This window comes from Variovorax paradoxus (assembly GCF_022009635.1).
GTDB lineage: Bacteria > Pseudomonadota > Gammaproteobacteria > Burkholderiales > Burkholderiaceae_C > Variovorax.
The window spans coordinates 980392-993345 of record NZ_CP091716.1 but is presented as its reverse complement, the minus strand read 5'-3'; the positions used below and the strand labels follow the sequence as shown (position 1 = coordinate 993345).

Below are 12954 nucleotides of genomic sequence, written 5' to 3'. Positions count from 1 at the left end.
GAAATGACCGCACTCCGGAATGGAGCTTGGCCGGCGAAACAGTTGTCTGGGGAATCGGGGGAGAAGAAAGAGACTGAGGGGGAGAAGAAGAAAGCTGGGAAGGTCGATTCACTATGCCCAAGCTGTCACGGTATTGCAATACCAGGGTTGCCCCAAGCGGCGGCCGTATCGCGTGCCTCTGTCGTCACGCTAGCGAATCGATAGCAGTGCCCACGCACGGGACAGGCGCCGCCGCGTTTCGATCAAAAGTGTTTCAGCAGGAAAGACCCCGAGACCCTGCCACCGCAAGGGCCAGTGAACGGGCTCAGCGCCAGGCGGCGCGCATGCGGTTGCGCAGGTCGATCACGGCAGTCGGTGGGGGTACGGCCGGCGGGCGCTCCGGCGGAGGCGGCCAGGTCTGCTGCTCGAAGCCCGCGAGGTCGGCATCCGTGATGAAGCGCGTGCGGTTGGCGTACAGATGCCGGTCGCCGCGCACCGCCTGCTGCGTGACATAGAAGCGCTGCGGCACCAGCAGATGCAGGTGGTCGCGCGCGCGGGTCATCGCCACGTAGAGCAGGCGGCGTTCTTCCTCGAGTTCGTGCGCGCTCTGCGCCACGTCGGCCGGCAGGCAGCCGTCGACCACGTTGAGCACGTGCACCGAGTTCCACTCCTGCCCCTTGGCCGAATGGATGGTCGAAAGAATGAGGTAGTCCTCGTCGAGCAGCGGCGGCCCCGGGCGGTCGCTGGTGGCCTCGGGCGGGTCGAGCGTCAGTTCGGTAAGGAAGCGTTCCCGCGAGCCGTAGCCGGCGGCCAGCCGCGCGAGCTGCTCGACATCGGCACGCCGCACGCCCGAGGTGTCTTCGTACAGGCGCTCCAGGTGCGGCTGATACCACGCCATCGCCACCTCCACGTCGGCCGGCCATTCGAGCGCAGGCGAGCGCAGCGCCTCGTAGGCCGTGGCGAAGTCGGCCCACTGCGCGCGCGCCGCGGAGGGCGGCACGAAGTCGCGCACGGCGGCCACCGGGTCGGCGGCCTGGTCCATCGCGTCGAGCAGCCGCGTTCCGGTGACGGGTCCGATGCCCGGGATCAGCTGCGTCACGCGAAAGCCCGCCATGCGGCCGCGCGGGTTCTGCGCGAAGCGCAGCACCGCGAGCAGGTCCTTCACATGCGAGGCCTCCAGAAACTTGAGCCCGCCGAACTTCACGAACGGGATGTTGCGCCGCGCCAGCTCGAGTTCGAGCGCCGCGCTGTGCGTCGAGGTACGGAACAGCACCGCCTGCGACTTCAGCGCCAGCCCGCCCTCGCGGTGCGCCAGCACCTTGTCGGCCACCCAGCGCGCCTGCCCGGCCTCGTCGGGCACGAGCACCAGCAGCGGCTTGCCGGCCGAGGGCTTGTCGGTCCACAGCGTCTTGGCGTGCCGCTCGGCCGCCTGCGCGATGACGCGGTTCGACACGTCGAGGATCGGCTGGGTCGAGCGGTAATTGCGCTCCAGCGTGACCACGCGCGCGTCCTGCGTGAACTGCGACGGAAAGTCCAGGATGTTGCGCACCGTGGCGCCCCTGAACGAATAGATCGACTGCGCGTCGTCCCCCACCACCGTCACGCCCCGCCCGTCGGGCTTGAGCGCCAGCAGGATCGAGGCCTGCAGCAGGTTGGTGTCCTGGTATTCGTCGACCAGCACATGATCGAAGCGCGCGCCGACGTGCGCGGCCAGTTCGGGCTCGGCGACCATGCCGGCCCAGTAGAGCAGCAAATCGTCGTAGTCGAGCACGTTCTGCCGGTGCTTGGCCTCGACGTAGGCGCCGAACAGCGTCTTGAGTTCGGCCTCCCATTCGCCGCACCACGGAAACGACTCCCGCAGCACCTCGGCCAGCGGCGCGCGCGTGTTCACGCAGCGCGAATAGATCGACAGGCAGGTGCCCTTGCGCGGGAAGCGGTTGACGGTGGAAGACAGGCCCAGCTCGTGGCGCGCCAGTCCCATCAGGTCTTCGGCGTCGCCGCGGTCGTGGATCGTGAAGTTCTCGTCCAGCCCGATCTGCGCGGCGTATTCGCGCAGCAGCCGCGCGCCGATGCCGTGGAAAGTGCCTGCCCACGGCAGCGAAGGCGGCGCCTCCGATTTCAGGCCCAGCACCTTCGTCAGCACCTGGCCGGCGCGTCGCCCCATTTCCTGCGCGGCGCGGCGCGAGAAGGTCAGCAGCAGCAGGCGCTGCGGATCGACGCCGCCGGCAATCAGGTGCGCCACGCGATGCGCCAGTGTGCTGGTCTTGCCGGAGCCGGCACCGGCAATGACGAGCAGCGGCCGCTGGTCGGCCTGCGCGCCTGCCCCGACAGCCGCGCCGACCCCGTGCTCCACCGCGGCACGCTGCGCTTCATTGAGCGATGCCAGCGCGGCCGCCAGGCGCTCGGCCTGGGTCTTCGGGGCGGTGGAAAAAACGGGGAGCGCAGCGGTCTGCATGGCCGCCACTTTACTGTATGCCCGTCCAGTCCGGCTGCCTTGCCGCCATGTGGCCGGTGACATAATCGCGCCTCGCTGCAACCGGAGACTCTTCCCATGGAAACCGCCCCGTCTCGGCAGCTTTCAACTCCCTTTCTGACGGCTTGAACTGATCGCTCGCGTCGGGCCCGGGAATTGAAAGCGCCCCTCCCTCGCCCATCGTCCAGTCACCCCCGGGAGTGAGCCCAATGCTCAACATCTTTACGCTCGCCAACGGCCGCCTCGTCCAGGAAGAGATCGAGGCGCTCGAAGAGCTTTCCAAATTCCAGCCGATCTGGGTCGACCTCGAATCGCCCACGCTCGAAGAAAAGCGCTGGATCAAGCAGTACTACGGCCTGTCCATCCCCGAAGACGCGATGGACGAGGACATCGAGGAGTCCGCCCGCTTCTACGAGGAAGACAACGGCGAGCTGCACATCCGCTCCGACTTCCTGATCGACGACGACGAGAACCCGCGCACGGTGCGCGTCGCCTTCATCCTCAACCAGCACAACACCGACCTGCGCAGCCGCGGCGTGCTGTTCTCGATCCACGACGAAGACGTGCCGGTGTTCCGCCTGCTGCGCATGCGCGCGCGCCGCGCGCCGGGCCTGATCGAAGACGCCAAGGAAGTGATGCTCAAGCTGTTCGACGCGGACGCCGAATACTCGGCCGACACGCTCGAGAACATCTACGACGAACTCGAAGTGGCCGGCAAGAAGGTGCTGTCGGGCAACGTGAGCGACGAGCTGGCCGGCGAGGTGCTCGGCGCCATCGCGCGGCAGGAAGACTTGAACGGCCGCATCCGACGCAACGTCATGGACACGCGCCGCGCGGTCAGCTTCATGATGCGCAGCAAGATGCTCAACGCCGAGCAGTTCGAGGAAGCCCGCCAGATCCTGCGCGACATCGAGTCGCTGGACAACCACACGGCCTTCCTGTTCGACAAGATCAACTTCCTGATGGATGCGACCGTCGGTTTCATCAACATCAACCAGAACAAGACCATCAAGATCTTCTCGGTGGCCAGCGTGGCGCTGCTGCCGCCCACGCTGATCGCCAGCATCTACGGCATGAACTTCAAGTTCATGCCCGAACTCGACTGGGCCATGGGCTACCCCTACGCCATCGTGCTGATGGCGGCCAGCGCGCTGGTGCCGATGTGGTACTTCCGCCGGCGCGGCTGGCTCAAGTGAGCGGGCACCGGGGCAGGCCCCGGTGCTAGAGTGGCTGTCAGCCAGGCGCTGACCGGAGAGCCACAGTGCGCAGACTTCGCTTCCTCACCAACCGCCACCGCGCGCCGTCGACCAACACCGCGCTGGGCCTGCTGCTGGCCTTCAATGCCGGCGCGGTCAATGCGGGCGGGTTCCTCGTGCTGCACATGTACACCTCGCACATGACCGGTTTCGCGTCGCAGCTCGCGGACGGCATGGTGCTGGGCAACGTCACGCTGCTGCTGAACGCGCTGGGCGCGATCCTGGCGTTCCTCACCGGCGCAGCGGTCTGCGCCATGCTCGTGAACTGGGGACGGCAGCACCGCATGCACGGCGTCTATGCGCTGCCCCTGGTGCTCGAGGCCGCGCTGATGTTTCCGTTCGGGCTCATGGGCGCCATCACGCTGACATGGGCCACGCCGTTCGCCGTGCCTCTCACCGTGCTGCTGCTGTCCTTCATCATGGGCCTGCAGAACGCGGTGGCCTCGAAGACCTCGGGCGGCAGCATCCGCACCACCCACATGACCGGCAACATCACCGACATGGGCATCGAGATCGGCAAGATGCTCTACTGGAACGGCCGCGCCAGGCCTGCCGCGTTGGCCGTGCGACACGACCGCGCCCGCATGCGCCGCGCGGGCGGCCTGGTCGGCATGTTCGTGCTCGGCGGCGCGGTGGGCGCGCTCGGCTTCAAGTACGTGGGCTTCGTCTGCGTCGTGCCGCTGGCGGCACTGCTGCTCGCGCTGTCGATACCGCCGCTGCTGCGCGATATTCCGCGGCGTCGCGCGTCTTCTTCCGTCAGTTGATGGCGGGCAGCCCGGCCAGCCACGCGCCGACCAGCGCCAGGCTGTAGCGGCTCGCGACCACGGCAACGAAGCGCGCGAAGTCGCCATGCGCCGCGTCGTCGGCGCGATCGGAAATCGTGCGCATCGCGGCGAAGGGCACGCCGTAGTCGTGGCACACCTGCGCCACCGACGCGCCTTCCATCTCGACCGCGAGCGCGTCGGGCAACTCGCGCTGCAGCGCGGCGCTCTCGGCGGTTGTCGAGACAAAGCGGTCGCCGCTGATCAGCAGGCCGCGATGCACCTTCGGCGCCTGAAGGCCGAACTCGTCGACGCCTTCCTGCCCGATCAGCGCCACCGGATCGCGCAGCACATCGGCGACGACGGCCGCCAGCGCATGGCCGATGTCCGGGTCCGCGGCAAAGCGCGACAAGCCCATCAATGGAATCTCGTGCTTCGGAAAGAGCGGCGAGGCGTCCATGTCGTGCTGCAGCAGCTCGGTCGCCACCACCACGTCGCCCACGTTCACGCCCTGCGCGAGCCCGCCCGCGACACCGGTGAACACGATGGCCCGCGCGCCGAAGCGCTCGAGCAGCACCGTGGCCGTGACAGCCGCCGCGACCTTGCCGATGCGCGACAGCACCGCCACCACCGGCTGGCCGTGCAGGTGCCCCACCCAGAAGTCGCGCCCCGCCACGCGCACACGCTGCTCGTCGGGCATTTGCGCAAGCAGCGCACTCAGTTCCTCGTGCATGGCCGCAACGATGGCGATAGGCCTGGAGGGCAACACGACAGAACTCAAAACGAAACTCTCTCTATTCCAGAAACACCGCGGAACCGGCTCCGCCGGGCCGCAGGTGTTGCCCCCGGCAGGGGGGAAGGCGAAGCGACACGAAGTGCGCGCAGCCTGGGGGGTTACTTGATATCCACGCCGTAGAACGTGTGGCGCCCGAAGGGGCTGAGCTTGAAGTCTACGACCTCCTTGCGCACCGGCTTCAGCTGCACCGCATGCGCGATGGTGAACCACGGCGCCTGCTCCTTGAAGATCACCTGCGCCTTCTTGTAGAGCGCATCGCGGTCGGCCTGCTTCACGGTGCTCTTGGCCTTCACCACGAGGTCTTCATAAGGCTGGTAGCAGAACTTCGAGATGTTGCTGCCGCTGGCCGACTTGGCCGAGGCGCAGCCCAGCAGCGTGTAGAGGAAGTTGTCCGGATCGCCGTTGTCGCCGGTCCAGCCCAGCATGCCCATCTGGTGCTCGCCGGCCTGCAGGCGCTTGCGGTACTCGCCCCACTCGAAGCTCTTGATCTCGGCCTTGACGTTGATCTTGGCCAGGTCGGCCTGCATCAGCTCGGCGATGCGCTTGGCGTTCGGGTTGTACGGGCGCTGCACCGGCATGGCCCACAGGTCGGTCGAGAAGCCGTCGGGGTAGCCGGCCTGCGCCAGCAGCTTCTTCGCGGCTTCGGGATCGTAGGGGTCGTCCTTCACCGCGTCGTTGTAGGACCACATGGTCGGCGGAATCGGGTTCTTCGCGGCCACGCCGGTCGTGAGGTACACGCCGTCGATGATGGCCTTCTTGTTGATCGCCATGTTGATGGCCTTGCGCACGCGCACGTCGTCGAAGGGCTTCTTCGTGGTGTTGTACGAGAGGTAGCCCACGTTCAGGCCGGGCTGCTCCAGCACCTGCACGTTCGGGTCCTTGCGGATCGCGTCGAGGTCGGCCGGGTTCGGGTACGGCATGACGTGGCACTCGCCCTTTTGCAGCTTGGCCCAGCGCACCGAGGCATCGGGCGTGATCGCGAACACCAGGTCGTCGATCTTGGCCTTGCCGCCCCAGTACTGCGGGAAGGCCTTGAAGCGGATGACCGCGTCCTTCTGGTACTGCACGAGGTAGAAGGGCCCGGTGCCGATCGGGTCCTGGTCGACCTTCTCGGGCGTGCCGGCCTTCAGCATGGCAATGGCGTATTCCTTCGACTGGATGCCCGCGTACTGCATCGCCAGGTTCGCGAGGAACGGCGCCTCGGGCTGGTTGAGCACGATCTTCACCGTGTAGTCGTCGATGCGGTCCACAGTCTTCAGCAGCTTGGGCATGCCCATGTCGTTGAAGTAGGAGTGGTTCTGGCTCGTGACCTTGAAGAAGGGGTCGCTCTCCTTCCACTGCCGCTCGAGCATGAAGATGAAGTCGTCGGCGTTGAAGTCGCGCGTGGGCTTGAAGCTCTTGCTCGTGGTGTGCCACTTCACGCCCTTGCGCAGATGGAAGGTGTAGACCGTGCCGTCGGCGGAGATGTCCCACTTCTCGGCCAGGCCCGGCACGACCTTGGTGCCGCCGCGCTCGAACTCGACGATGGTGTTGTAGACCTGCGTGGTCACGTCGAACGAGGTGCCGGTGGTGTTCATGCCCGGATAGAAATTCTCCGGGCTGCCTTCCGAGCAATACACCAGCGTCTTGGCTGACACGGCGCCGCAGGCCAGGGTAAGGGCCGCAATCGCTGTCGGTGCCAGGAGCGCCAGGCTTCGTGAGCGGCGCGAAACGGTGGACTGGGTCTTCATTTGGACTCCTTGGGACACGGTTGAAAAAGCAGGTTGCTAGAGATTCGTCGCCATCGCGATGGCGGCCGACGGAACATCGGCGCGCACGAGCGGCGCGCCGTCGAGAAACTTCTCCGAGTAGTGGCAGGCCACCAGCCGCTCGTCGAGCATGCGCGGCAGCGGGCGCTCCTGGCGGCAGCGCTCGGCCACGTGCGGGCAGCGCGTGCTGAACACGCAACCGGCGGGAGGGTTCAGCGGCGACGGCAGCTCGCCCTTGAGCACGATGCGCTGGCTGCTGAGCCCCGGCGTCGAGGCCAGCAGCGCCTGCGTGTAGGGATGCAGCGGTCGCGAGAAGATGCGCGACTTCGGGCCCTGCTCCACCGCATGGCCGAGGTACATCACGAGCACGTCGTGCGCGATGTGTCGCACCACGCCAAGGTCGTGCGAGATGAAGAGATACGCCAGCCCCAATTCGGCCTGCAGGTCGGCCAGCAGGTTCAGCACCTGCGCCTGGATCGACACATCGAGCGCCGACACCGGCTCGTCGGCCACCAGCAAACGCGGGTTCAGCATCAGCGCGCGCGCAATGGCGATGCGCTGGCGCTGGCCGCCGGAAAACATGTGCGGATAGCGGTTGGCGTACTCGGGCCGCAGGCCCACGCGTGCCAGCATCTCGCGGGCTTTGGCGGCGCGCTCCTGCTTGCCCATGGTGGTGTTGATGGCCAGCGGATCTTCGAGCACCGCCGAGATCTTCTTGCGCGGATTGAGCGAGCCGTACGGGTTCTGGAACACCAACTGCACGGCCTGGCGCAGCTCGCGCTTGCGCTCGGCCGGCGTATCGACGGCATCGGTGCCGACCAGCGTGAGCTGGCCCGCCGTCGGCTTCTCGATCAGCGCGACCATGCGCGCCAGCGTCGACTTGCCGCAGCCCGACTCGCCGACCACGGCCAGCGTGCGGCCGCGTTCGATGCGAAACGAGATGTCGCCCACCGCGCGCAGATGCGACGGCGCACGGAACAGCCCGCGGCGGATGTCGTAGGTGCGTTGCAGGTTGGTCGCCTCGACGACCACACCGGTCGATGCCTCGCTCATGGCAGCACCTTGTCGGTCGCACGCCGCCGCGGCGGATCGCTTTCGATGGCCGCCTTGCGCCCCGGTTCGCCGAGCGGAAAGTGGCATCGCACCTCCGCGCCCTGCCATTCGCGCAGCGCCGGGCGCACATGGCAGGCGCGCTCGGTCACGTAGCTGCAACGCGGCGCGAACAGGCAACCCGCCGGCCGGTCGTGCACGCCGGGCACCATGCCGCTGATGGTGGCGAGCCGACCCTCGGGCGCGACGCGTTCGGGCAATGCCGCGAGCAACGCTTCCGTGTACGGGTGCTGCGGCGATGCGAAGAGGTGGTCGACGCGCTGGTGCTCCATCACCTGGCCCGCGTACATCACGGCGATGCGCTGCGCCATCTCGCTCACCACGCCCATGTTGTGCGTGATGAGCACCAGCGCCATGCCGCGCTCTTTCTGCAGGTCGCGCAGCAGGTCGAGGATCTGCGCCTGGATGGTGACGTCGAGCGCGGTGGTCGGCTCATCGGCGATCAGCAGGCGCGGGTTGCAGGCGATGGCCATCGCGATCATCACGCGCTGGTTCATGCCGCCCGAGAGCTGGTGCGGATAGCTGCCCAGGCGCGAGGACGCGGCGGGAATGCCCACCTGCTCGAGCAGCTCGGTCGCGCGGCGCTTCGCCTCGCGCTTGTCGAGCTTCAGGTGCAGCCGCAATGTTTCCATCAGCTGGAAACCGATGGTGAAGCAGGGGTTGAGGCTGGTGGTCGGCTCCTGGAAGATCATCGCGACCTCCTTGCCGACCAGCGAGCGGCGCGCCTTGTCGGAGATGCCGAGCAGCTCCTTGCCCGCAAAGCGCATGTGCTCCGCGCGCACCCGGCCGGGAAATCCGACGAGGCCCATCAGCGCCATCATGGTGACGCTCTTGCCCGAGCCCGATTCGCCGACGATGCCGAGCACCTCGCCTTCTTCGAGCGTGAGGCTGACGCCGTCGACTGCGTGCAGCACGCCGCCCTGCGTGGGGAACTCGACGTGCAGGTCCTTGATATCAAGCAAAGGCATATCAGTGGCTCCGTCCCGAAAGGCCTGTTCCAGGAACACCGCGGAACCGGCTTTGCCGGGCCGCTGGTGTTGCCCCCTGCAAGGGGGTAGGAGGCCACACGAAGTGGGCAAGCCTGGGGGTGTGCTTCATGCTAGCGCTTGAGCTTGGGGTCGAGTGCATCGCGCAGGCCGTCACCCAGAAGATTGAAAGCCAGCACGGCCATGAGGATCGCCAGCCCTGGGAAGGTGACGACCCACCAGGCGCGCAGCACGAACTCGCGCGCGTCGGCCAGCATGGTTCCCCACTCGGGTGAAGGCGGTTGCGCGCCGAGGCCGAGGAAGCCGAGCGCCGCCGCGTCGAGGATGGCCGTGGAGATGCCGAGCGAAGCCTGCACGATGAGCGGCGCGGCGCAGTTGGGCAGCACCTCGCGGAACATCAGGCGCAGCGTGCCGGCGCCGCTCACGCGCGCTGCGGTCACGTAGTCGCGCGAGACCTCGGCGATGACGGCGGCGCGCGTGATGCGCACGTAGTGCGGCAGCACCACGATGGCCACCGCGAGCATTGCATTGACCAGCCCCGGCCCGAGAATGGCGACGATCACGATGGCGAGCAGCAGGCTGGGCAGCGTGAGCACGATGTCCATCAGCCGCATGATCGCGATCTCGAGCACGCCGCGAAAGAAGCCCGCGATCAGCCCGAGCACCACGCCCACCACCACCGACAGCGCCACCACCGCCACGCCGATGGACAGCGACAGCCGTGCGCCGTACATGAGCCGCGAAAGAATGTCGCGCCCGATCGCGTCGGTGCCCAGCAGGTAGCTCGTGGAGCCGCCCTGCTGCCACGCCGGCGGCTGCAGGAAGACGGCGCTGTTGGTTTCGTTCGGCGCATGCGGCGCGATCCACGGCGCGAACATCGCGACCAGCATCAGCAGGATGATGGTGACGAGCCCGATGACCGCGCCACGGTTGGCCGAGAAGGCCGCCCAGAACTCGCGCAAGGGGCCGGGAGGGGCGGTGCTTTTTGCACCGGCGGAAACTGTTTGAGTCGAGGCCATGAGCTCAGCGCCGGATGCGCGGGTTGATGACGCCATAGGCCACGTCGACAAGCAGGTTCACCAGCATCACGATGCCCCCGAGCAGCAGCATGCCGCCTTGCAGCACCGGGTAGTCGCGCCGGCCGATGGCCTCGATGAGCCACTTGCCGACGCCCGGCCACGAGAAGATGGTCTCGGTGAGGATCGCGCCGGTGAACAGCACGCCCACCTGAAGGCCGATCACCGTGACCACCGGAATGAGCGCATTGCGCAGCGCATGCAGCCCGACCACGCGAAGGCGCGAGAGGCCCTTGGCGCGCGCGGTGCGGATGTAGTCTTCGCCGAGCACCTCGAGCATGGCCGAGCGCGTCATGCGCGCGATGACCGCGAGCGGCACGGTGCCGAGCACGACGGCCGGCAATATCAGGTGATGCAGCGCCGACCAGAACGCGCCGGTGTCGCCGGCGCGCAGCGAGTCGATCAGCAGGAAGCCGGTCTCGGGCTCGATGTAGTACTGCACCGCGATGCGCCCCGACACAGGCGTCCATCCGAGCTGCACCGAAAAGAACAGGATCAGCAGCAGCCCCCACCAGAAGATGGGCATCGAGTAGCCGGTGAGCGACGTGGCCATCACGCCGTGGTCGAAGATGGAATTGCGCCGCACCGCCGCCAGGATTCCGGCCGGCAGGCCCAGCAGCAGCGCGAAAAGAATGGCGCAGACCGCGAGTTCGACGGTGGCCGGGAAGAGCGCGAGGAACTCGCTCATCACCGTGTCCTGCGTGATGATCGACTTGCCCAGGTCGCCGTGCAGCACGCGGCCGATGTAGATGCCGTACTGCACGATCACCGGCTTGTCGAAACCGTAGGCGGTGCGCAGTTCGGCGTGGCGCGCGGGGTCGATGCCACGCTCGCCGGCCATCGTCTCGATGGGGTCGCCGGGTACGAGCCGGATGAGAAAAAAGGCGAGCAGTGTCATGCCGATGAAGGTCGGCACCAACAGGCTCACACGGGTCAGAATGAATCGAAACATCGACCCGCGAATATGCAAGATCGATGCCGTGGCCCTACCCGGGCCGAACCCTTACTTTTTGGAGTCTCGCAACTCGCGGCGAAGAATCTTTCCGACCGGCGTCTTCGGCATCTCGGTACGAAACTCTACGATTCGCGGCTGCTTGTAACCCGTTAGATTTGCCCGGCAATATTCGCGCACCTGCGCTTCGGTGAGCGACGGATCTTTCTTCACGATCACGAGCTTCACGGCCTCGCCGGTCTTCTCGTCGGGCACGCCGACCGCCGCGCATTCGAGCACGCCCGGAATCAGCGCGACCACGTCTTCCACCTCGTTCGGGTACACGTTGAAGCCCGACACCAGGATCATGTCCTTCTTGCGGTCGACCACCTTGAAGTAGCCGCGCTCGTCGACCACGCCGATGTCGCCGCTCTTGAAGTAGCCGTCGGGCGTCATGACCTTGGCGGTCTCGTCGGGACGCTGCCAGTAGCCGGCCATCACCTGCGGGCCCTTGATGGCGATTTCGCCGCGCTCGCCCAGCGGCACTTCATTGCCTTCGTCGTCGAGCAGCTTGAGCCAGGTGCCCGGCAGCGGCAGGCCGATGGTGCCGGTGTAGGCGGTGCTGTTGGTCGGGTTGCAGGTGGTCGACGGCGAGGTCTCCGACAGGCCGTAGCCCTCGCAGATCGGGCAGCCGGTCTTCTCGAGCCAGAGCTTGGCGACCGCGGCCTGCACGGCCATGCCGCCGCCGACCGAGATCTTGAGGTTCTTCCAGTTGACGGTGTTGAAGTCGGGGTGGTTCGCCAGCCCGTTGAACAGCGTGTTGACGGCCGGGAAGCTGTGGATGGTGTGCTTCGACAGTTCCTTCAGCACGGCGGGAATGTCGCGCGGGTTCGGGATCAGGATCAGCTTGCCGCCCGTGCGCATGCTCAGCATCATGCCGACCGTGAACGCGAAGATGTGATAGAGCGGCAGCGCGCACACCCCGGTGGGCTGCTCGTTGGCCGGCACCTTGGCCATGGCCGGCTCGTTCCAGGCTTCGGACTGCAGCACGTTGGCGATCACGTTGCGATGCAGCAGCACCGCGCCCTTGGACACGCCGGTGGTGCCGCCGGTGTACTGCAGCACGGCCACGTCGTCGGGGCCGATGGCCACGGGCTTGACCGAGCCGCTCGCGCCCTTGTCGAGCGCGTCGTTGAAGCGCACCGCGCCGGGCAGGCTGAAGTGGGGCACCAGCTTCTTGACGTTGCGCACCACGTAGTTGACCAGCGCGCCCTTCAGGAAGCCGAGGCGGTCGCCCATGGAGGCCAGCACGATGTGCTTGATCGGCGTGGACGCAATGCACTGCTGCAGCGTGGTGCCGAAGTTCTCCATGATGATGATGGCCTTGGCGCCCGAGTCCTTGAGCTGGTGCTCGAGTTCGCGCGGCGTGTACAGCGGGTTCACGTTGACCAGGATCAGGCCGGCGCGCAGGATGGCCGCGACCGCGATCGGGTACTGCGGGCAGTTGGGCATCATCGCGGCGACGCGATCGCCCTTCACCAGGCCCAGGCCCTGCAGGTAGGCCGCGAAGGCCTTGCTCTGCTTGTCGGTCTCGCCGTAGCTGATGTCCTTGCCCATGAAGCTGTAGGCCGTGCGGTCGGCGTACTTGGAGAAGCTCTCTTCCATGAGCGCGACCAGCGAGGGGTAGTGCGATGCATCGATATCTGCGGGCACACCCTGCGGGTAGCTGCTGAGCCAGGGACGGTCGGTCATTGGATTTGTCTCCTCCGGGGGTCGAACTGTTGAAAACGAAAACGGCGCACGAGGTGGCGCCGCGAGGAACTGCCGCTCGGCGCGGC

The 12954-nt window shown here is 66.9% G+C and carries 10 protein-coding genes; 2 read left to right on the top strand and 8 right to left on the bottom strand.

Annotation, left to right across the window (positions count from 1 at the left end):
* Nucleotides 1–304: 304 nt before the first annotated feature.
* The gene (locus L3V85_RS04890) at nt 305–2434 is read right to left on the bottom strand and encodes an ATP-dependent helicase (RefSeq protein ID WP_237678282.1); all 2130 of its coding nucleotides are present in this window, start codon (nt 2432–2434) and stop codon (nt 305–307) included.
* A gap of 227 nt (nt 2435–2661) precedes the next feature.
* Here L3V85_RS04890 and corA point away from each other — a divergent pair, with 227 nt between their 5' ends.
* A complete protein-coding gene (gene corA, locus L3V85_RS04885) occupies nt 2662–3648 on the top strand; it encodes a magnesium/cobalt transporter CorA (RefSeq protein WP_081270766.1) in 987 nt (328 codons plus the stop codon).
* 65 nt (nt 3649–3713) lie between these two features.
* Nucleotides 3714–4472 carry a YoaK family protein gene (locus tag L3V85_RS04880; RefSeq protein ID WP_237678281.1) on the top strand — a complete coding sequence of 253 codons (759 nt, stop codon included), beginning with the start codon at nt 3714–3716 and terminating at the stop codon, nt 4470–4472.
* Here L3V85_RS04880 and L3V85_RS04875 read toward each other — a convergent pair.
* From L3V85_RS04875 to L3V85_RS04845, 7 genes are all read right to left on the bottom strand, one after another.
* Nucleotides 4465–5202 (bottom strand): 5'-methylthioadenosine/adenosylhomocysteine nucleosidase, encoded by a 738-nt coding sequence (locus L3V85_RS04875; RefSeq protein ID WP_237680491.1) that lies wholly within the window; start codon nt 5200–5202, stop codon nt 4465–4467. The two genes, L3V85_RS04880 and L3V85_RS04875, sit on opposite strands and share 8 nt — an antisense overlap.
* Before the next feature lie 161 nt (nt 5203–5363).
* The gene (locus L3V85_RS04870; protein WP_237678280.1) at nt 5364–6995 is read right to left on the bottom strand and encodes an ABC transporter substrate-binding protein; all 1632 of its coding nucleotides are present in this window, start codon (nt 6993–6995) and stop codon (nt 5364–5366) included.
* A 36-nt stretch (nt 6996–7031) separates the two neighbouring features.
* The gene (locus tag L3V85_RS04865) at nt 7032–8066 is read right to left on the bottom strand and encodes a dipeptide ABC transporter ATP-binding protein (RefSeq protein WP_237678279.1); all 1035 of its coding nucleotides are present in this window, start codon (nt 8064–8066) and stop codon (nt 7032–7034) included.
* The gene (locus L3V85_RS04860) at nt 8063–9091 is read right to left on the bottom strand and encodes an ABC transporter ATP-binding protein (RefSeq protein ID WP_237678278.1); all 1029 of its coding nucleotides are present in this window, start codon (nt 9089–9091) and stop codon (nt 8063–8065) included. Before L3V85_RS04860 ends, L3V85_RS04865 begins: the two co-directional genes overlap by 4 nt.
* Nucleotides 9092–9222: 131 nt before the next feature.
* Nucleotides 9223–10128, bottom strand: a complete 906-nt coding sequence (locus tag L3V85_RS04855; protein ID WP_237678277.1) for an ABC transporter permease subunit — start codon at nt 10126–10128, stop codon at nt 9223–9225.
* Nucleotides 10129–10132: 4 nt separating this feature from the next.
* Nucleotides 10133–11137: an ABC transporter permease subunit gene (locus L3V85_RS04850; RefSeq protein ID WP_237678276.1), complete on the bottom strand. Its 1005-nt coding sequence runs from the start codon at nt 11135–11137 to the stop codon at nt 10133–10135.
* A 51-nt stretch (nt 11138–11188) separates the two neighbouring features.
* Complete coding sequence (locus L3V85_RS04845) at nt 11189–12868, bottom strand: long-chain-fatty-acid--CoA ligase (RefSeq protein ID WP_237678275.1); 1680 nt, start codon at nt 12866–12868, stop codon at nt 11189–11191.
* Nucleotides 12869–12954: the final 86 nt, after the last annotated feature.

Bases quoted from the DNA above. Each gene is read 5' to 3' on its own strand.
- L3V85_RS04890 (WP_237678282.1), bottom strand. From the start codon at position 2,434: ATGCAGACCGCTGCGCTCCCCGTTTTTTCCACCGCCCCGAAGACCCAG.
- corA (WP_081270766.1), top strand. From the start codon at position 2,662: ATGCTCAACATCTTTACGCTCGCCAACGGCCGCCTCGTCCAGGAAGAG.
- L3V85_RS04875 (WP_237680491.1), bottom strand. From the start codon at position 5,202: ATGCACGAGGAACTGAGTGCGCTGCTTGCGCAAATGCCCGACGAGCAG.
- L3V85_RS04870 (WP_237678280.1), bottom strand. From the start codon at position 6,995: ATGAAGACCCAGTCCACCGTTTCGCGCCGCTCACGAAGCCTGGCGCTC.
- L3V85_RS04865 (WP_237678279.1), bottom strand. From the start codon at position 8,066: ATGAGCGAGGCATCGACCGGTGTGGTCGTCGAGGCGACCAACCTGCAA.
- L3V85_RS04860 (WP_237678278.1), bottom strand. From the start codon at position 9,091: ATGCCTTTGCTTGATATCAAGGACCTGCACGTCGAGTTCCCCACGCAG.
- L3V85_RS04855 (WP_237678277.1), bottom strand. From the start codon at position 10,128: ATGGCCTCGACTCAAACAGTTTCCGCCGGTGCAAAAAGCACCGCCCCT.
- L3V85_RS04850 (WP_237678276.1), bottom strand. From the start codon at position 11,137: ATGTTTCGATTCATTCTGACCCGTGTGAGCCTGTTGGTGCCGACCTTC.
- L3V85_RS04845 (WP_237678275.1), bottom strand. From the start codon at position 12,868: ATGACCGACCGTCCCTGGCTCAGCAGCTACCCGCAGGGTGTGCCCGCA.